Source organism: Deinococcus sp. Leaf326 (assembly GCF_001424185.1).
Lineage (GTDB): Bacteria > Deinococcota > Deinococci > Deinococcales > Deinococcaceae > Deinococcus.
Map to the genome: position 1 here is coordinate 19,966 of NZ_LMOM01000027.1, position 18,743 is coordinate 38,708.

Below are 18,743 nucleotides of genomic sequence, written 5' to 3' on the forward strand. Positions count from 1 at the left end.
CCTTTGGGGCTGGAGGGAAGCGGAAGGGCATGCGCTGGGGCAGATCAATCACGCTCCAGGGGCCGTTGCCGGCAGAGGACGTGGCCATGTTCCAGGGCGAGCAGGGCGGCCTGTGCGGGGATGAAGAACCCATGGAAGACACGAGACTCTTCCTGAATGCGTTCCCCCGTCTCATGCATCGGGATATCGGGGCAGTACCAGCGGGTCAGGGGAGCCATCGGGACGCGTGGAGCGTCGTTCCAGATCCGGGCGAGCGCGTCAGGACCGTGCTCGTCAAGGACACCCTGGAAGAAGGTGCGGTACTGCGCGGCGTCCCCCCCTACCCAGTGGGCGGGTCTGTGCTTGCGGCCGCGAGGGCGGGGCCAAGCCTGCACGACTTCTGGCAGGTTGGGCGGCCACAGGACCGGGGGAAGACCCGGTGGGTGGAGCAGTGTCTCTTTCTGTCCTTCCGGGCGCTGGGTCATGGAAGGTCCTGAAGGTCCGCGGAGTTGACGAGGTGCAGGTGGGGTTGGAGGTAGGGCGGGGCCAGAAGGATGCCGGCCTGGGTGGGGCGGGCGAATCGCGTCCCTGGGGTGCGCAGGGCCCGTTCGGCGACCGGGAGGAGGCGCTGGATTTCGTCCTGGGGGTCTGTGATGGGGAAATTGTTCGCGAAGACGATCCTAGTGTTGTGGGTGCGGGTGGGCTCATGCTCGTCGACCACCAGGACGAAGTGCCTCACGCGCTCAGGGCGAGCCAGGAGTTCTCCCGCCAGGGCGAGGAGCGTGGGGTAGGCCTGCATCGGGCCCCAGAAGTCTGGCTCACCCTGGGTAACCATGACGATCTGTTCTTTGAGCATCATGGCGAGGCGACAGGTCCAGCGGAGCGTGCCGGCGCGTGGGGGATAGGCGATGGCGTCGTCGTCGGCCACCCAGTCGCAGCCCCCGTCACAGCCCCAACTGGGCGTGCAGCCGCACTTGCGGCAGACGCGTTCTTCCGTGGCTTCCTGTCGGAGGAAGCGGGCGAACTGCTCGACTTCTGCGGCGACGAGACCGATATCCAGGCAGGTGGCGCCGCCCGGGCGGGGCTTGCGGAGCAGTTCGCGCTCGAAGCCGTCGGTGAGGATGAGCTGGTGGCCACTCAGGAGAATCTGCCCGGCATTGTTCGGTCGCGTGGTGATCCAGCCGGTCTGTCCGTCCGGACTGAGCCACAGCTGGTAGAAGGGATGATCCCATTCCACCTGGGCATCGGCGGCCAGGGCATCGGTGAGGGCTTTGAGGTGGCGGCTGGGGTGCTCGCCTTTGACGCGTATGGCGAGTTGGGTGACGTGGCCGCGTTCGTCGTGGGCTTTGACGAGGACGGGGGCATCAGTATCGAGAGCGAGGAGATCATCGAAGGTCATGGGGAGCTCCTTCCTGGGGGCACCGTGGGGGGAGGGCGAAGGACTGGCCGAGCGCCTGGGCAGCCTGGAGGGCGGCTTGAGCGTCAGCGCTGCGTTCGAGGGGGGCACGCTGGAGGGGAGTAAGACAGTCCCGCAGGCTCAGGAGGGTGTGCGCGTTCTCGGCCTCCGAGAATGGCGCGAGGGTGAACAGCGCTCGCTCGTACCGCTGCTCTGGACTCTGGGGTGGGGCAGGGGGCCGCGTCATGACCGTCATCAACAGGCCGGAAAGCCCCAGAATGCCCACAGTGACGGCCTGATCCACCGTTGGGTTGAACATCAGGCGTGGATCTCTCGGATGCCTTCGGTGGGTTCTTCCCCAGCCAGTAGACGTTCCAGACTGGCGTCGAAGTCCTGATGAACCCGGAAGAAGCCCCGGCGGGGGACCTCGATGGCGACCTTGAACACGGCGGGCTCGGTCTTGACGCCGTTCTGGATACCGAGGATGGGCCAGAGGTTCTGGCTGTGAGCAACCCGGCGCATGTTCTTGCCGTGGAGGGTGGCGGTCACGCTGACGCCGCGGGGGGCGTTCATGGCGATGACGGGGATGTCGTCGCGGTAGCCGATCTCGTCACTCAGGAGGGCTTTGGGACCCATGTTGCCGATCGCGCGGGCGAACTTCTCGCCCTGCCACAGGGGGTTGCCCACGGGAACGCGCCGGGCGGCGCCGACGATGGGGTGCTTGTGGTCGCTGTCACCGGCAATCTCATTACTGGTGTCGATGATGACCAGGCCGGAGCCTAGGCGCTCGGCGAGGATGCGGGCGATGTCGCGCAGGAGGGTGGTCTTGCCGGCAGCGGGTGGCCCGATGATGGCAATGCCGTACTCATGGGTCACGGCGTCGTAGAGCACGTCACGCAGGGGCTCAGCAACGCCCATGAGCGCGCGGCCGACGCGGACAGTGATCATGCTGGTGAGCTGGGAGACGTTGGTCTCACGGCTGAGGCGGTGGAGCGTGCCGGGGATGCCGATGCGGCCGTCGCTGCGCCAGCCGCCAGGGACGCCCTGTTGCATGAGGGCATCGATCTGATCGAAGGTGCGGTCGTCGATGTGCAGGGGATAGGTGATGCGCATGTCGGCGAGACGGACGCTCAGGAGGCTGTAGCGGTCGATGATGATCTCGTCGAGCAGGGGCAGGTCGTCTTTGACAATGGCGCGGATCTCTTCGGGCAGGCGCTCCAGGATGGCGGCGTACTCCTGGGGGGTCGTCATGTCGAGGATCATCAGCGGTCCAGCCCGTAGCGTTCTTTGACGAGCTGGGCGATGGCGACCTTGGGGGCGTTCTTCATGGCTTGTGTGGTGAGGGCGACGGCGCGGGTGAGCTTGCTCCCGCCGCTTTTCTCCACGGGACCGAGACCGTCCTGGACTCCAGCGCCGAGGTAGAGGACGCGGTTGTCGACGATAATCAGGGGAGCAGCATTCAGGGTGGCGGCGTAGTAGTTCAGGGCCGCTGGGGGAGTCTGGGCGGCAGCGAGGGCGACACTGAGCAGGTAGCTGCGTTTTTCGAGGTGGGCTTGTCGGGGGGCGATGAGGTAGACGGGGACGCCAGCGTTGGCGGCGTCTTTGAGGGCCTGGGCGATGCGGACGCTGGTGGGGGAGGGGAGGTAGGCGATGATCTGGTTCTGGGCGTTCTTGATCGCGTCGACGACTTGCTGTGCGTGCGCTGTTGCTGAGGTCAGGACCGCGAGGGTGGAGGCCAAAAGAAGACGTCGCATACCTGCATGGTGTGCGACGTTCTGGTTGTCCGGGGCGTGATCAGGCCTCGCGGAGCTTGCTGCGGCGTCGACCTGACCAGTAGGGGCGGGCGTAGCCGAGGGTCTGGTGGTCGAGGTTCAGGGGATTGTCGCGGAGGCCAGCCTGCCGGATCTGGGTGAGGGGGTAGTAGATCGCATCCTCACCGTCTGCGGGTGGGAAGGCGAAGCGCCAGGCCTTGCGTAAGTCGTGCGAGAAGGAGAGCAGATCCTCCCAGGGGAAGACCCTGCCGGCCGCGAACTGAGGGCCGCCACTGGCTTTGAGGTGGCGGTGGATGAGGCGGAGGATGACGCCTCGGTCTCTGACGTGGGCGAGCTGAATCAGAGTGCGGGCGCGGGTGATCTCGCCGGTACTGACGTTGATGTGCTCCCAACGGAGCCGGAGGAGTTCGCCGGCGTTGAAGTTGAAGGCGTAGATGAAGTAGAGAGCAAGCCGGAGGGGCACGTCCTTGGTCTGCTGGAGGAGGACGCTGACTTGCTGGGGGGAACAAGGGACGGCCGGGCGGTACTCGGCGGGAGGGCGGACATAGCGGCGGGTGGGGTTGTCGTCGGTGAGGCCGTGGAGGATGAGGGCTTCGTAGAGGTTACTGAGGGCAGTGAGGCGAGCGAGCTGGGTGTTGATGCTGGCGGGGCCAAGGGAGGTGAGGCGAACGGTGAGGGGTTCACGNTGGAGGATGAGGGCTTCGTAGAGGTTACTGAGGGCAGTGAGGCGAGCGAGCTGGGTGTTGATGCTGGCGGGGCCAAGGGAGGTGAGGCGAACGGTGAGGGGTTCACGGAGCCAGGTGGTGACGTCSTGGGGGGGATGGAGGAGGTCGATCTGGCGGGCTTTGGCGTCGTCGAAGATGGGTCGGAGGCGACTGCGGATTTGGTTGGGGGCTTGGCCGAGGTCAAGGTGGGTGGTGAGGTAATGGAGATNTGGAGGAGGTCGATCTGGCGGGCTTTGGCGTCGTCGAAGATGGGTCGGAGGCGACTGCGGATTTGGTTGGGGGCTTGGCCGAGGTCAAGGTGGGTGGTGAGGTAATGGAGATTGTAGGAGCCGATGGCCTCGCGGAGGAGTTCCATAGGGTCAGTATATTTGGTAAGCCAATTTAGATTGAGGTAACTACTAAGGGCTTTTCCCCGCTCTCTCTGGTGTTTTTTTCCCCAAGCCTATGCCAAGGCAGGAGCGTGGGGAGATCCCTGATAAAAGTGACGTGGGGTTAAAAATCTTCACAGGACGGGGAATTTTCAGTCCTAGGTAAATGTATCTGAAAATTCCTTCTTCTCTAGAGCTCACTTTGCCCGTCCTCAACCCGCTTGATCTCTCCATCCATCGCCTCCACTTCATCGTGGATCCACCCAGGTGTCTCGGGAACCTTATGAGGGGCTTTGAAGGGCAAAGGCGCCTGCTGCTGGTCCACAGTGGGCGCTGCTGCCTTGCCGTCCCCTTCCTCCTGATCGTCGTCCTCGTCCTCCGCCTGGGCAAGGAGATCCAGGAAGGCTTCGGGGTCTTTCAGATCAATCAACACGAAGCGCACCGTACCCACCCGCCGAAAGAGCACCCTGGGTGCCTTCCCAAACAACTCTCGACATACCAGACGCCGGATCCAGACCTCGCCCTCTTCAATCTTCAAGATGGCCTGAGCCTCACGACGACTCTCCTCAGGAACACTGGCACGAGCCTCCGTACCTTCCACCAGCTCTTTGTTTGTTTCCAACCAATATTCCAGAACACCAAACGTCGCACGTCTCTCTAGGCGTCCCCGCACTTCATCGTCCAGAACATCTAAACCACTCGACGTAATTCTGATCTGATCACTAGTTGGTTTTGCCGTCCAACCCCGCATGTAATTGCCTTCAATAAACGCTTTCGGCAAATGCTCCGGCTCGAGATCAGTGATATTCAGATACAACCGGCGCTCAGGCCCCGAAAACCTCATGGGGACATTTGCTTCCAGACAGAGCAACAGCCACTCCTGAAATACCTTCCCTTTCTGCGTCAGTTCGATCTCATCTTCGGCTCGGCCTTGTGCCGTCCCCAAGGCCCCGGAACGTACCAACTCCTGAGTGTAGTCCCCCATGTCCAACCGTTCTGGATTACACAACTGGTACAACATGAACAACCCATTTTTAATCCCTCCTGGGATGTCATCTCCATCTAGAAACTCGTCCTCAATCGCTGGCATGAACACCCGCACTGGGTTCACCCCACGCCCTTTCACGATGGCCTCCATCGGCCGGAAGTGCGGGAACTGCTCCGGCGGCAACAGCGGCACCGCCACCTTCCGGTAGCTCACGCCCTGCCGGGTCGTCTCGTCCATCGAGCTGCCCAGGAACGCCCGCCGCGAGTCCGTCTCCGAGATGTCGTACACGGTCGTCATCCCCAGGTACTTCGAGAAGATTTCCCGCTCCTCGTCCTCGACCGCCAGGGGGAAGAAGATCTTGCGCCCGATCACGTTCGTCGTCAGCGCCTGCGAGTAATCCGTCCCGTACACCACCGCGAGCTGCTTGAGGTTCTGTACCCCAATGTGGTGGGACACGTTGTAGCTTCGCAGTACCCCGAGGGACCGCATCATGTACGGCAGCTGCCCGAAGGACGGAAACTCGTCCATGACATAGGCCACGTGCTTCCTCAGTCGGCCTCCCTGGAACTCGGCTTCCCGCTGCAGCTGCTTGTCGATGTAACGCTTGGTGAGTTGCAAGAGCACCACGCCGTCGCCTTCCATCATGTATTCCTGCTGAATGCCGACGTAGATCATGGTCGTCACGCCCCGGAAGGCCGCCCGGATATCCATGTTCTCGCCTTCTTTGCTCGTCGTCGCACGGGCCACCTTGGGATTGAAGAAAATACGTAGTGCGTTTTTAATCCCCTGCAGCACCGCAGCAACCTCTTGCTTTCCTTGCCCAAAAACGCCTTTAAGATTTTGAACGACTTCGCCCTTTTTATTAATTTTTGTCTCTTTATCAAACCAATTCTGCATTTCTTCAGGCGTGTATTGGGCCATCAACAGAAGCTGCCCAAAGCTCGGGTCATCACTCCGGGCCACCCACAGCAGGAACGCCGCCAGCACCCCACGGTCGCGGTCCCGGTAGTGCTTGCCGGGTTCGGCGCCGTACTCCGGCGGGGGCATGATCGTCGTCGCCATGCTCAACGCCGACGCGTAATCCTCCACCGAATCCAGTAGGGGCAGGCGCTGCGTGTTGTCCGAGAAGGGCGTGAACATCATCACGCGCTTCCCCGCCTTCTTCCAGTAGCCCACCATGTCGAAGAACCCCGAGTCCGTCTGCGGGTACTTCAAGTCGAACACGATGACGTGGAACCCCAGGTGCGCTGCCAGCATCAGCAGCGGCCGGAAGTACCCACGCGTCTTGCCAGCGCCTACCCCGCCAAGGATTAACACGTTCTCGGCCAGGGCCTCCATTCGGACGTACAAGGGAATGGTGTTGCGGTAGTTGATTTCCCCCGTCCGCTCGACACTCATCAGGTGCCCCAGGTACCCGTGTAGGCGATTCGTCGCCCGCTTAGGGTCATCGCCCATGTACTGCTTGAGGCCCTTATCTCCAGACTGAGCCCACCAGGCCGTCCCTGGGTCGCGCACCGCGAACGTCCGCGGCTTGGACTTCAGGGCATACACGACCAACCCGAGACCCGGCGCAATCCAGGTGAGGTGCGGGAAGATCTCTAGCACCCCCTTCTGGAGCACGCCACTACACGCATTGGAGATCAGGCACTGCGCCAGGAGACCGAGCGAGTCCTGCGCCCCCATCGCCCGGCCCCACCCCTTCGCCAGCATGAGGTCGAGGATCGTACTGCTGGAGGTGACCAGCCCCCAGAGGGGTACGGTCAAGGTCAGGAGAAAAAGGAACAGCCAGCCGATCGGCACCTGCCGGGTGCCGTTGGCCTGTCCTACACTGCCCGCAATCGGGGGAGACTTCGTCATCGCTTCTACGTCCTTTCAAGCTGGGAACAGGCTGAGCCGCCCGTCCCGCTGGTGTGCGTTACTTCGAGGGGGGAAGCGCTTTCGGCCCGCCGCCACCGCTCCCACCACTGGAGGGCAGTGCACCGCCCCCACCACCCTTGTTCGTCACCTGGATCGCCCGGACCGTCACCGCCGCAGCCGGGTGGACCTGGGATGCAGCAGCAGCGATGGCTTGCCCCTTGCCTTCCTGCGTGATCATTGCCCCGCCCCCACCACTGCCACTGGACGGACTGCCGCCTCCACCCTTCCCGCCACCCGTCGAGGGCAGGCTGAGGTTGTCCTTGCCCTTCTGCCAGGCCCCGGTGGACTCGCCGCCGCCGCCGCCACCAATCACCTGCATGATCAGTGCCGGCACCCGGCGCAGCTGCGTCATCGCCACCGCAAACGCCGCCATCACCGCGAAGAACGCCAGCCCCAGGCCGATAATCATGTCTCCGCCAATCCCGAACGCGTTCAGCACAGCCGATTCCGTCGCCGTTTTCCCCTGACACACCACATCCCAGCCACACCGGTCGACCGCTGCACTCAGCGTCGTGATCTCCGACCGACCCTGGTCGATGGTGAAATTCAGGGAGGACGACAATGTCTGAATGGGGGAGGTCAGCATCGTCTTCGTGACCAACCCCACGACGATGGGCAGCACGGCAATTGTGGCGACACTCCCGAGCCCGAGCACCCCCATACCCGCCATGAGGTTGCTCCGCCCGAAGGACGTGATCGCCACCCCGATCGGTAACATGATCCCGATGGCCAGGATCAGAAATCCGCTCGAGTAGATGATGATGCCGAACACTGAGAACAGCCCAATGGTCAGGTAGTACCCCACCGACGCCAGTGACCCGCCTAGGAAGGACTGCGACTCGGAGAACTGGCGCTTCTTCTCTTCGCTCACCGCGTCATACGTCGCCTGGAGGGACTCGGGCGACTCCATGGGATTCAGGGTGCGGCCGGCCTGTAGCGTGCGCTGGAGCCGCATCTCCGAGTTCACCGCCAGATACTCCAGCGTCTTGGACGCCAGCAGGTTCGTGTCCTTCAGAAAACTCGTGTTCAGCATGTTCTGCCCGATCGTCGAACTCCCGCTGTACGCCGCGCTCCACCCGGTCCGCAGCAGGTTGTATCCCTGCCAGGCCAGGCCGCCACCGCCGTAGTCCTTGATCGCCCCGAAGCACAGGCCGCACATCAGAAGGTGCATGAACAGTCTCGAACGGTTGTTGCTCGCCAGACTGTTCAACAGGGCGAGGCTCGCCGAGAGGAAGATCAGGGCCAGCGCGAGCTTGTTGGTCATCTTGTACAGCCCAGCTCCCTGAATCGTCTTGCTCGTGTCCCGCAGCCAGCAGATCGGGTCCGGGACGAACGACTCCAGGTTCACCCGGCTTGCCCCGGTTGCCCCTTGGGGCACCAGCGTCGTGCAGGTATCCGCGGCGGAGGCCTCCACACTCAGACTGAGGAGGCCCAGCACGAGAAAGATGCGCCAGTGCGTCCGCACGAACCGCAGGAGGAAGCGCGGAAGGCCTCGCATCAGGGCTCGCCCAGGATGCCCTGGCCCCCACGGAACGGCCCCGTGATGCTCGTGCCCACCTGCCCGGCGTACTGCGCGGCCTGCTGTTTCTGCGCCTCGCCTGCTACACGCATCTCGCTGATCATCGCCATGATCGCCTGCGCCTTCGAAATCCGCTCGGACTGCAACTCGCTCAGGATCTGCCCCAGCGTCTCGGACTGCGCGACCTGCACCTTCGTCATGTTCGCCAGCCCGGCCGTCAATGCCGCACTGTTCAACGCCTGCACCTTCAGGGACTGGAGCTGCGCAGCCGACGCGAGCTTGGTAATGTCCTCGATCTTCTTCGCTTCCGAGATGGCCTGGGCGGTCTGGCCGCTGAAGCTGATGCTGTCCGTGACCCGGTCCTGCGTCTCCTTCGTGAGGCCATTGTTTCGGGAGATCACGTCCGCGTTATCTGCACTGCGCTGCACCTGAGCCTTACTGGCTTCGAGCGTCGTCCCCAAGTTACGGAGCGCCGTGGCCTCCGCGTCCGTCTGGGCGGACCCGATGCCCTTCAGGATGCTGCGCTGCTGCTCCGTCAGGGCATTGATCGCCTGATTGGCGGCAGCCTGCGGGTCCGACTTCATCTGCGCCCCGGTGACATAGTGATTGGTCTTGGCCATCTGCATCAGGCTGTTGACCCCACTCGCCATGTCCGAATAGTTGCCGCTCGTGAACATGTTGCTCGTCGCGTCGTACAGCCCCTTGGCGGTCTTGACCCACTTCAGGACGTCCTGCACCTGACTCGTCAGCGGTCCGAGGTTCGCACCCCCACCCCCCATCCCGAGTAACCCCAGGAGGGGACCCACGCCTGGGATGCTGTTCAGCAGCCCGCTCAGGCCAGGAATCATGTTGACCACGTCCATGATCGGCCCCAGGCCAGCCAGGAAGTTCAGCCCCGGAATCATGCTGACCATGCTCAATAGGTTGCCCTGCCCGAGTGCGCCCAGAATGCCCTGCAATGGCCCCAGCAGGTCGCCGATCCCGTCCGCCTGGGCCGGTGGGGCGGCCAGACTGACGGCTGCCGTGGCCGCAAGAAGCAGCGTCAATGGGTAGGGTCGCCGTTTCGTGTCGTTCATATCCCCTCCAGTGGGAGGTGCGTCTGGCGCCCTCCCCGTCTTCTTCCAGGGTGCACGCGGTTCTGGTTGCCACCCCTCATGACGCCCGCCGGGCACGGGTCTTCGAGGCCAATTCCAGGATCGCTTCGCTCCGACTGCCCATCTGCGCCGTCGCGTGCGCCCGAATGTCCTTCTCTGCCTTATCCGTCGTGACGGTCCAGAGCTTCTCGGGGGTCATCCACAGTTGGGTCACGTCGCCGATGTGCACCCCGTCCGTCACCTTCTGCATGACGAGGTATTCCCCGTACACGCCTTTCTGAAGCCGCAACGTGCTCGCCAGCGCCAGCATGTGCTCCGGAAGCCCGGCCGACGCCTGGAGGGCCTTCATCTCGCTCTCGCCCAGCTGCGTCATGACGATCCACGCGGAGTTGTTGATCAGACCGCCCAACTTCTCGAAGTCCCGAGGTTCCTGTGAGGTCCCCACGGGGATCATCCCCATCGAGCGCCCCGTCTTGAACCACCGGTTGACCAGGGCAGCCAGCTCCGGAATACCCGCCAGGACCCCCAGCTCCTCGAAGATCCCGATCTTGCCCCCTGGATTCCGGGCGGCCTGCTGGAAGATGAATTCCCCGACGATCAGCACGCTCAGGCTCCGCAAGACGGGGTCGCTCGTCTGAAGCATGATCTCCACGTCGAAGCTCACGCACTTGGACGTGATCTCGACGGTCGTCTCCCCGTCCAGGAAGTCCGCGAGAATTCCCCCGTTGCCCTGCACATAGGACTGGAGCAACCCGACCATGCGCGCCTTTGCCTGGGCGAAGATGGGCTTGCTCTTCAGGTCCTCACTTCCGATGCGCTGTAGGCTACTCAGGGCCTCCACAAACCCCCGTAACCGGCCTCCGATGTATACGTTCTGTGGTTCTTCTTCCCCAGGCACGACCGTCCGCCGGGACTGAAGGATGAAATACTGCTGGAGGCCTGCTTCCGCGATGACCTTCTCCTCCGGCGTATTCACGACCTCCAGGACCCGCAAGATCGCGATGATGTACGACACCTTGCTGGCCGAGGGCATCAGTTCGCCGGGGGTCGGGTCGAAAATGTTGATCCGCACCGGCCGCCCGTCGGGCAGCTTCGCGTCCGGCGCGATGGTGATGACCTGCCCGCCAAGGGAGTAGATCGCCTCGTCGTAGTCGTGCTTCGGGTCCATCACGAACGCCCGGTACCCGAGCGGCACGTGCGTCAGCAGCATGTTCATGTTCCAGACGCTCTTGCCACCCCCCGATTGCCCGAGCACCATCACACCAAAGTTCGTCCCCCCCTGCTGAAAGTTGATTCCAGTCATCGAACCGTGCCGGTTGCGCAGAGGCATGATCGGCGAGGCCGTCCCCAGCCAGGCCGACGTCTTCGGGAAGAGGTCAGCGAGATTCATGCACTGGCACCCGATCCGGTGCCGGGTCAGGCCCGCCGAGAAGGGCATCACGTCGAAGAACGTCTTCTTGAGCTGCTCGTTCGAGACGAACGCGTGCGCCCCTGCCATCAGGCTGTAGAGACCCCGGATGCGCTCGTTCAGCTCGCGGAGGTGCTGGCGATCATGCGCGTAGTACACGGTCGTAATCCCGACCTGCCAGAAGTGATGTCCCCGGTACTCTGCATTGCTCATCGCCTCATGCGCTTTGAGGCTCTTGGCGGCTGTACTTGCTCCGGCCTGCAGCACTGAGTTGTCCCGTGAGCCATCGAGCTCGTTGATGGCCGTGTCGAGCTTGGCACGTGTCTCACCCTGCCGCAGGTGCTCGAAGTCCACCATGATGTAGTAGTGCTCGCCGACCAGGCCCAGGATGATCTGGTCGAGCATCCGTGGCTGACTGCTCGAGGGCCGCTTCTCAATGCTGATCGCCCCGACGAGTCGGTCCCCCATCGTCAGAAAGCCCGGATTCTGGGTCCCGATCTCCGTCTCGGCCACTTGATACCGCGTCGTGTTCGCCGAGACGGTCCGGTCCGTACGCAGGCGGTCAGGGTCGATGTCGCGTAAGTCCAGCTTCCCGGTGAACATCGGCGGCTTCGCCGTGGCGAGGTTGCCGTTCAGGTACCGCCACATCAACCGCTTGACTTCCGCGTTACTCATCACGGCGGGTTGCAGGCCAATGGCGTCCAAGCGATTGAGCATGTTCGTCCGGCGCTGCTGCACGAGTGTCATCTGCGCGCGGTACTCGTCGTAGTTCAAAGGGGAAGACTTGTGCCGCTTGGGCACGTTCACGTAACAGGTCAGGAAGTACCGGGTCGCCGTAATCTCTCCCCGGCGACGGGCGTCGTACAGGTCCTTCTGCTCCCGGCGTTCCATCTCCGCGATCAGGCGGTCCTCGCTCTTGCCCTGGTTCTGGAGGAAGTGACGAACCATGTCCTCCTGCGCGGGCAAGCTCTCCACGATAAGGCGGCCCCCCTGACCCATTTCCACCGCCTGGTTGAGCATCACGCGGATCGCTTCACTCATCGCCCGGCCGTAATTCTCACTGACCTGAATGCCTGTGGGGCAGGTCAACTCGACCCCATACCAGACCCGCTCGCCCCCGCGGAGGAACACCACACCATCATCCGGCTCCCCCCAGGGCAGCTGGGCAACCAGATTGCTGGCGATGGGTGGGGGGCGAAGATCTTCGGGCACAGCCTTCTGCCCAGCCGCTTTGCGTTTGGGCAGCAGCTTGAGCGCTTCCGTGATGGTCTCGAACATACCTTCAGGGTGCGCGACGTTCTGGTTGACACCCGCCTCGTGGCACCGGGATTCAGAGCTCCTCGCGGCTCTTGCCCACATACAGCGGGTGTGGGTCAGGATCATTTCCCACTTCCAGCGTCTGCGGATTCGCGAAGTAAAAGTCCAGCAGCCCCTCGAAGGTTCCCCGGGGGTTGGTGTCGTTCCACCGGCGGATCTTCGGGATCAGGATGAACCACCACAGGATGACGCTCCCCAGCAGCGGCAGGCTGCCCAGGACCGGATTGGCACTCGCAGTCGGGTCCCAGCTGCGCAGGGCGAACTCGGCAATCTGCCAGAGAATCAACGTCAGGAAGATCGACCCGAAGAAGGCATTGCGGCTCACCCCCATGCGTTCGGGTTGCAGGTTGTCGGTCTCGTACCAGTCATTCATGCGTCCTCCAAAGCAGACCCCCGAACCCCAGGCAGGGTTCAGGGGCAGTCAGGGCCTTAGTCGGGGATCAGCAGCTCACGCCGAAGAAGCCCAGGATGGTGTCGAACTTCGAGGCGACGATGAAGGCGGCCACGCCACCGACCATCTGCGGCACGCCGTCACGGCGGTTGGGGAGCCACTGCAGCAGGCCCCAGGCGATCACGGCCACACAGATGCCCTTGGCGAGCAGCGACGAGCTGATGGACTTGCCGAACGCGCAGATCTTGCCGCCGGCGCCGCCGCTGAGGCTGTCGATGTCCTGAGCGAAGGCGTCCACACCCAGGATCACGAACACGGCGATGAACAGCAGCACCGGCACCTGCTGGGCGGTCGGGGCGAAACGCTGGGCCTTGGCCCAGAAGCGGGAGAGAGCGGGGCGAATGGTGGACAGGGGACGGGGGGTGGTCGAAACGGTGGCCTGCGTCATGGTGCTCCTGGATGTCGAAACCGACCTCGGTCTGAGGTGGGCTGGGCACACGCGTCCGTGATGCCCTGACTCCTGAAGTGTCAACCCGTTTCTGGTTGTCACCCCCCTCGAGCTCCAAATCTGGACCTCGTTCGCAACTCCGCAACCCACCGGTCCACCAGAACCTCGCGCACCCTGAAGGTATGTTGAAACTGGACCAGGAACGGCTCGACACCCTTCGCCCACAACTCGAAACGCACGGCATCAACGTCGACAACCTCCCGCCGCCCGGCACTCCGGAATGGGACGCCGTCGTGCGGCAGGTCACGGCTCACGACCTCACCCTCGCTCAGGAGTTCGCTGCACTCCCCTACGACCCCGACGACCAGATGACCGGCCGCCTGGTCAATGACCAGATGAAGCAGTCCAATAACCGTGGCGCTTTCGGCAAGCAGCTCAAGGCCAGCACCCGCACCAAGACCGTCAACGGGGATGACGTTCCCAATACCAAGCTCGTCCGCAACGCCATCTTCGGCGTGGGCGTGGCCCTCCTCGTCGGCTTCTACTTCTGGAACCCCTCGCCGGCCGCCAAGACCGCCACCAAGCCGGTCGCCTCCGACACCTCCACCACGGCCACCGCTGGAGCAGACGGAACAACCACCGCCGACACCGGCGCAAGTGTGGCCACGCCCGAACAGAGCAATGTCAACCCGGACGGCAGCTCGAAGCCCGACCCCCTTGGCCTGAACACGCTGGAAGGCGGAGCATCGGGCACCACCGGCAGCACGACGGCAGGAACACAGGGACTCGAACCGGACACCACCGTGGCGAATACGGGCACGTCCACGACGCCCATCACCCCAGTTCCTTCTTACACGCCGTCAAGCCCTTCCTACGACTCGCCCAGCATCGCCAGCCGTTCGGATCGTCTGGACGTGACCCCGACCCCGACGCCCGCACCCACCATGCAGGTACGCGATACCCCCCGTACAACGCTCACGGCGCCGCCCACTGTGGTCCTGACGCCAGCCACCCCGGCGCAGCAGACCGCCACCGCAGCGCCCGCCCCACGGCTCGCCTCGGGTGGTCAGCAGAGTGCAACCCCGACACGTGATGCCGCCCCTAGCCGCCCCAACCTCGTTCAGGGCAACGGTGGGGCATCGAACAGTGGGGCACAGACGGCCTCGCGCACTCCTGAGCGCCGCACCGGGCTTCAGAGCGCACCGGCCACGACTGCTGCCACTGCCGCAGAACGCCGGGTGGGCATCCAGACGGGGAATGCAGGTGCGGCAACCGGCAACGCGACGGCCACTCCGGCTGCGGCGGCTCCCCGCACGACGGGGCTCTCGACCGTCACGAGTGCCGCTGCTGCACCGGCGGCAGGGGCGAACACGGCACGCGCCACTGGCACTCCGGGTCTGGTGGCCAGTCAAGCCCCCGCTCCTACCACTGCCAATACGTCCAGTGCAGCCGGACAGGGCAACCTGGGCATGGTCACTCGCACGTCCCAGGCAGAACAGACCACCAACGCCCAGACCACCACGTCGGCGCAGTACGGCCTGATGACTTCTCAGCAGCCGGGTGGGCAGGGCAGTGGTCAAGCGCAGGCGGCCGGACAGAACAGCCAGCAGTACGGCCTGCTCTCGTCCTCGCGCCCGGCTGCCACTCCACCGACCGCCACCGCAGCTGCTGCAGCGGCCACCGTCACCCTGCCCCCAGCGCCCTATCAGATGGGCCAGGAACTCGCCGCCCGGCTCACCACCGTCGCGGCCGCCGCGGATGGAGTAAAAGGGGAGATGCCCGTGTACGCACAGAGCGAGGATGGGTCGATCTGGCGCGGGGAGGCCAGCCTGGATTCTCGCAAGCGGCTCCAGATCAGCTTCAACACCGTGCTGAAGGACAACCGCCAATACGCTGTCGTCGCCGATGCCTACAGCGCCGACCGGCAGCCTGGTCTCGCCGTCAGTGTCAAGCCCACCGCGCCGACGGCCGCTTACGACCTCCTCTCGGCCGTCTTCCGGGGGGCACAGGGCTTCGTGCAGGCGCAGCTCGCCCAGAAGACCGTGACCTACCAGCAGGGTCTCTCCGGCGGGACTTCGACCACGAGTAACACCACGGCCCCCAACTTCTGGCTCCTGACGGGTGCAGGCGTCGCCGGCGCCTTCGCGCTCCCCGAGAACCGCTCGCCCTCCGTCATTCTCGTGGGCCAGGCCAACAGTGGCACCACCCTGCGCCTCATCGTCCGCTCTATGGAAGCCACGCGTTGACGGCACGCCACCCCTTTCCTATTCGGCTCCGACAGGCCACAGAGGCCTTGCGGACCGATCAGGTCCTGACTGCCGCACAGTTGCAGCGGTACTACGACTTGACTCCCGAAGAAATTGATCGGCATTTCTCCTGTCGCCGGACGATGTTTCGGCCTCTGGGCAACAGCAGCAAGGTCGAAACGACCACCTTCTGCATGCTTGATGTCCATGACCTGCTCTGGATTCCTTCCTGGCAACTCAGCCACCTGGCCTCGACCGCTGAACTCCGACATCTGCTCAGTATTCCCCGAGCCGATTGGGTCCTGGAGGGCAGTGAGGGCGAGGGCCAGCGCCCTGATGCCCTCGCCACCCTGCAGGGGTACCGCCTGGCTGTCGAGCACGATGCTGGATACGCCCGCACCCGCGTACGCGAAAAGCTCGACGCCTTCAGAATGTACGACTACACCGTCTGGGGGACCCTTTCCCATACTCGGAAGTCACACCTGGAAGCCCGGTACTCGGACAGAGTCCTGTTCGTCCACACGAACATCACCTCACCCGAGCGGCCCGCTCATCCCCTGGACCTGACACAGACCATCTTGGCTCAACTTGCAGCAGCACCAGCTGCCGGTGCTCCAGCTTCGGTGGCTCGACTGGACAGAGCACCACCAACACCGCCTGCTGGGTCATCAGATCGATCTCGATTTTCGTCACGATCGACTTGATATGTGTCCGGCTGTACCCTCGCGACATGACCTGCCCCAGCAACGGGCAGGTCATTCCTCTGGCGTTGTTGATCGCCCGGTAGATGCCCCGACCCGGCCGAAGCCGGGTGAATCCATGCTCCGCCAGGACCGGCATACTGTCCTGCTGATACAGCGCATTGGCCACGACCGTGTCACTCACCACTCGGTACGATTGGCTCAGCTGCGCACGGGCTCTGGGGTGAACGATCAACCCTTCGCCCAGGATGGTTGGGACTCGTAGGGTCAACTCCAGATCTTCGAGTTGAGTCGTCGGTACGCCCAACAATAGACTCCCAGGCCGCACCGCCTTCCAGTGATGGAGAAGACGTAATGCAGCCTGGAGTTGAGGAGAGAGCGGAGGAGGCGTCACAGGCTTACTGCGGCGTACGCCCTCGCAACGTCAGGAACTCCCCAGTCGCTGTGACCCGCCCCGCCCAAGTCACGCCCAGCAGCCGATTCTGGACGCTGTTCTTGAATGCCACCGTCTTGATGGCCGTCTGCCCAGGCTTCAGGGTAAATGTGCCGCTCGTGTCCGCCGCCGGCTGACCCGCATAGTTCAGGTCCGCTAAGTTGAAGATGACCGGACTTCCCAGCCCATTGCGGAACTCGAACCGGACCGTCGTCGCGTTCACCAGGGTCAGGGTCGCCTGCACGCTCTTCCCAGACGGCAGGGCCGTCCCAATAGTTCCCTGGGGCAACGTGGGCGTCTTGAACCGCGAACCGTACGCCGCCCCAGGAACGACCGGGATGGCCGGCCCGGTCGTGGCCGCCGCTGCAGGAGAAGCAGTAGGGGTAACCGGCACAGACGGCGTCCTCCGAACTGATGCTGGAGCAGCTGGGGCAACCGCTACGGGCGCGGCCGTGTCCGGTCCGCTCGTCTTCGGGCAGCTGGACTTCGGCGCCGACCCGGGGAGGATCTGCACTGTCTTGTTCTGTCCCCCCGTGCCCGCTCGCACCTGCACGTTGAACTGCGCCGCGAGGCCAGAATCCGTCAGCACCATCAGCGGCACACTCCCACTCGTCCCCACACCGGCAAGCATCACCCGTTGGCCGGATACCTTGGCCTCAACGATCCCCTGACGCGTCAGGAAGTAATCGCTCACCGGTTCCGGGAAACTCAACATCCATAGGTCCCCGGATTGCAGATCCAGGATGCCCGGGCAGCGCTCCAGATCATCCATGTAGTACGTCCGGGTGGAGTCCACCGCGAGGTAGGGATTGGTTGCCTGAGGCCGGTTGGCCGACTGGGCCAGCCCGGCCCCGCCGCACGCCAGGATCATGCCCAGCGAGAACAGGGCCCGGCGCATCAGGGGGTCTCCGTAACCGGCGCTGCTTCTGGAGCCGTTACCGTCACCGTGAAGCTACCCTGGGCCGCGCCGCGGTTCGCCTGGGCACTCACCGCGACAGCGTAACTGCCGGGCGTGGTCTTCTCACCGGCAGTGATGGTCAGGCCACTGCTATCCGGGGTCACGGTCAGGCCCTCGACGACCTGGGTCGTGAAGGTGGCAGGGAGCGTCTGGCCACTAGCAGTCTTGACGCTCGCGGCGACGTGGGCGGTTGCGCCCTGAGCCAGGCTGACCGCTGCAGGAGCGACGGTCAGGGTCAGGGGGACCGTAAAGGGATTATCGAAGCCGGAGCCGGGGCTACCGCACCCGGTCAGAGCGAAGGCGAGGGCAAGGGCAGACCAGAGACGAACGTTTTTCATAGCGGTTCTCCTTTCGTGCAGCTGCACCAGGGGTGCATGACGTCCTGGTACATCACCTCTGGGGCGAGATCGCCGCAGAGCGGACACAAGCGCAAGCCACCCGTCAAGGGGTAACAGTAGAAAACGGTTCCCGTCACCGGGTCGTAGAGGTGCCCCTCCCGCCACAACCCCTGCTCATCGATCCGTGCCGGCCGACCCTCGAAGTGCTGAGACAACACGAGCTTCAGTTCTTCGAGCGAATCGACCGTGCAGCTTTGCGCACGAGACATGTGGAGGGGCGGATGGATGCAAAGCAAGCGCTGTGTCACTCCTTCAGTGTTGACGCCGTTCTGGTTGCCACACCAAAGATGAACCGGGCCTCTCGGCCCGGCTGGTCTTAGCAGGACTTTGTCACTCCTGAGATTCCCTCAGTACCCGACAGTTTCTATAACGCCGTCTGGGAGGGCATCAACAGCTCAATGAGGGACGAACTGCCTGCAGCGGTCTGATCCTCTGGCCGACCCAAGTTTCGGACCAGCGTTCGCAGCCCCAAGGTCACGACGCTCCAAGCACGTCGACCATGGGATTTGAGGGCGACCTCTTGCAGGAGGCCAACCAGGACGCACCAGACGTAGGCGATGGTCAGCAGACACAGCAGGCGCTGGTAATGCTCCAGGTTTGACTTCAAGCGGCGTTGCGAGCGTTCGCCGATGACGTGAGTGTAGACCAGGGCGTAGCGTAGCCGAGCGCCGAATGACGGCGCTCG

Annotated in this window: 16 protein-coding genes and 1 pseudogene; 1 reads left to right on the forward strand and 16 read right to left on the reverse strand. The window is 63.8% G+C overall.

All coding sequences use genetic code 11. From position 1 onward, the window contains the following. Window positions 1-44: 44 nt before the first annotated feature. The 12 genes from ASF71_RS22595 to ASF71_RS10305 all read right to left on the reverse strand — a co-directional run bounded on the left by ASF71_RS22595 (window position 45) and on the right by ASF71_RS10305 (window position 13,322). Complete coding sequence (locus ASF71_RS22595; RefSeq protein WP_235514304.1) at window positions 45-464, reverse strand: hypothetical protein; 420 nt, start codon at window positions 462-464, stop codon at window positions 45-47. Continuing rightward, a complete protein-coding gene (locus ASF71_RS25075; protein ID WP_056299167.1) occupies window positions 461-1,378 on the reverse strand; it encodes a hypothetical protein in 918 nt (305 codons plus the stop codon). The genes ASF71_RS22595 and ASF71_RS25075 overlap by 4 nt, the downstream gene beginning before the upstream one ends. After that, entirely contained in the window at window positions 1,365-1,694 is a 330-nt protein-coding gene (locus ASF71_RS10255) for a hypothetical protein (RefSeq protein WP_056299170.1), read from the reverse strand. Before ASF71_RS10255 ends, ASF71_RS25075 begins: the two co-directional genes overlap by 14 nt. After that, the gene (locus ASF71_RS10260) at window positions 1,694-2,626 is read right to left on the reverse strand and encodes an AAA family ATPase (protein ID WP_235514305.1); all 933 of its coding nucleotides are present in this window, start codon (window positions 2,624-2,626) and stop codon (window positions 1,694-1,696) included. The genes ASF71_RS10255 and ASF71_RS10260 overlap by 1 nt, the downstream gene beginning before the upstream one ends. A gap of 11 nt (window positions 2,627-2,637) precedes the next feature. Continuing rightward, on the reverse strand, window positions 2,638-3,129 hold the full coding sequence (locus ASF71_RS10265; protein WP_082505903.1) for a hypothetical protein: 492 nt from the start codon (window positions 3,127-3,129) through the stop codon (window positions 2,638-2,640). A 40-nt stretch (window positions 3,130-3,169) separates the two neighbouring features. Next, a partial coding sequence (locus ASF71_RS10270) for a hypothetical protein (protein ID WP_082505910.1) occupies window positions 3,170-3,832 on the reverse strand: 663 nt, incomplete at its 5' end. A gap of 598 nt (window positions 3,833-4,430) precedes the next feature. Beyond that, window positions 4,431-7,085, reverse strand: a complete 2,655-nt coding sequence (locus ASF71_RS10280; RefSeq protein WP_056299187.1) for a type IV secretory system conjugative DNA transfer family protein — start codon at window positions 7,083-7,085, stop codon at window positions 4,431-4,433. A gap of 58 nt (window positions 7,086-7,143) precedes the next feature. Beyond that, window positions 7,144-8,643 carry a hypothetical protein gene (locus ASF71_RS10285; RefSeq protein WP_056299189.1) on the reverse strand — a complete coding sequence of 500 codons (1,500 nt, stop codon included), beginning with the start codon at window positions 8,641-8,643 and terminating at the stop codon, window positions 7,144-7,146. Further along, window positions 8,643-9,740, reverse strand: coding sequence for a hypothetical protein (locus tag ASF71_RS10290; protein ID WP_056299190.1), 1,098 nt, complete (start codon window positions 9,738-9,740; stop codon window positions 8,643-8,645). Before ASF71_RS10290 ends, ASF71_RS10285 begins: the two co-directional genes overlap by 1 nt. A gap of 76 nt (window positions 9,741-9,816) precedes the next feature. Further along, complete coding sequence (locus tag ASF71_RS10295; protein WP_056299193.1) at window positions 9,817-12,444, reverse strand: VirB4 family type IV secretion system protein; 2,628 nt, start codon at window positions 12,442-12,444, stop codon at window positions 9,817-9,819. A 52-nt stretch (window positions 12,445-12,496) separates the two neighbouring features. Beyond that, window positions 12,497-12,856, reverse strand: a complete 360-nt coding sequence (locus ASF71_RS10300) for a hypothetical protein (protein WP_056299194.1) — start codon at window positions 12,854-12,856, stop codon at window positions 12,497-12,499. A 67-nt stretch (window positions 12,857-12,923) separates the two neighbouring features. Then, window positions 12,924-13,322, reverse strand: coding sequence for a hypothetical protein (locus ASF71_RS10305; RefSeq protein WP_056299199.1), 399 nt, complete (start codon window positions 13,320-13,322; stop codon window positions 12,924-12,926). Between the two features lie 182 nt (window positions 13,323-13,504). Here ASF71_RS10305 and ASF71_RS10310 point away from each other — a divergent pair, with 182 nt between their 5' ends. After that, window positions 13,505-15,568, forward strand: coding sequence for a hypothetical protein (locus ASF71_RS10310; RefSeq protein ID WP_056299202.1), 2,064 nt, complete (start codon window positions 13,505-13,507; stop codon window positions 15,566-15,568). A 528-nt stretch (window positions 15,569-16,096) separates the two neighbouring features. On the opposite strand, the gene ASF71_RS10315 is transcribed toward ASF71_RS10310, so the two are convergent. The 4 genes and pseudogenes from ASF71_RS10315 to ASF71_RS25080 all read right to left on the reverse strand — a co-directional run. Further along, entirely contained in the window at window positions 16,097-16,453 is a 357-nt protein-coding gene (locus ASF71_RS10315) for a hypothetical protein (RefSeq protein ID WP_156372727.1), read from the reverse strand. A 214-nt stretch (window positions 16,454-16,667) separates the two neighbouring features. After that, complete coding sequence (locus ASF71_RS10320; RefSeq protein WP_056299209.1) at window positions 16,668-17,600, reverse strand: hypothetical protein; 933 nt, start codon at window positions 17,598-17,600, stop codon at window positions 16,668-16,670. Continuing rightward, complete coding sequence (locus ASF71_RS10325; protein WP_056299212.1) at window positions 17,600-17,998, reverse strand: hypothetical protein; 399 nt, start codon at window positions 17,996-17,998, stop codon at window positions 17,600-17,602. The genes ASF71_RS10320 and ASF71_RS10325 overlap by 1 nt, the downstream gene beginning before the upstream one ends. 424 nt (window positions 17,999-18,422) lie before the next feature. Continuing rightward, window positions 18,423-18,743, reverse strand: a pseudogene (locus tag ASF71_RS25080) (hypothetical protein); the annotation flags it as partial.

Excerpts from the sequence above, each read along its gene's own strand:
- ASF71_RS22595 (WP_235514304.1), bottom strand. The coding sequence starts at position 464 with ATGACCCAGCGCCCGGAAGGACAGAAAGAGACACTGCTCCACCCACCG.
- ASF71_RS25075 (WP_056299167.1), bottom strand. The coding sequence starts at position 1,378 with ATGACCTTCGATGATCTCCTCGCTCTCGATACTGATGCCCCCGTCCTC.
- ASF71_RS10255 (WP_056299170.1), bottom strand. The coding sequence starts at position 1,694 with ATGTTCAACCCAACGGTGGATCAGGCCGTCACTGTGGGCATTCTGGGG.
- ASF71_RS10260 (WP_235514305.1), bottom strand. The coding sequence starts at position 2,626 with ATGACGACCCCCCAGGAGTACGCCGCCATCCTGGAGCGCCTGCCCGAA.
- ASF71_RS10265 (WP_082505903.1), bottom strand. The coding sequence starts at position 3,129 with ATGCGACGTCTTCTTTTGGCCTCCACCCTCGCGGTCCTGACCTCAGCA.
- ASF71_RS10280 (WP_056299187.1), bottom strand. The coding sequence starts at position 7,085 with ATGACGAAGTCTCCCCCGATTGCGGGCAGTGTAGGACAGGCCAACGGC.
- ASF71_RS10285 (WP_056299189.1), bottom strand. The coding sequence starts at position 8,643 with ATGCGAGGCCTTCCGCGCTTCCTCCTGCGGTTCGTGCGGACGCACTGG.
- ASF71_RS10290 (WP_056299190.1), bottom strand. The coding sequence starts at position 9,740 with ATGAACGACACGAAACGGCGACCCTACCCATTGACGCTGCTTCTTGCG.
- ASF71_RS10295 (WP_056299193.1), bottom strand. The coding sequence starts at position 12,444 with ATGTTCGAGACCATCACGGAAGCGCTCAAGCTGCTGCCCAAACGCAAA.
- ASF71_RS10300 (WP_056299194.1), bottom strand. The coding sequence starts at position 12,856 with ATGAATGACTGGTACGAGACCGACAACCTGCAACCCGAACGCATGGGG.
- ASF71_RS10305 (WP_056299199.1), bottom strand. The coding sequence starts at position 13,322 with ATGACGCAGGCCACCGTTTCGACCACCCCCCGTCCCCTGTCCACCATT.
- ASF71_RS10310 (WP_056299202.1), top strand. The coding sequence starts at position 13,505 with ATGTTGAAACTGGACCAGGAACGGCTCGACACCCTTCGCCCACAACTC.
- ASF71_RS10320 (WP_056299209.1), bottom strand. The coding sequence starts at position 17,600 with ATGCGCCGGGCCCTGTTCTCGCTGGGCATGATCCTGGCGTGCGGCGGG.
- ASF71_RS10325 (WP_056299212.1), bottom strand. The coding sequence starts at position 17,998 with ATGAAAAACGTTCGTCTCTGGTCTGCCCTTGCCCTCGCCTTCGCTCTG.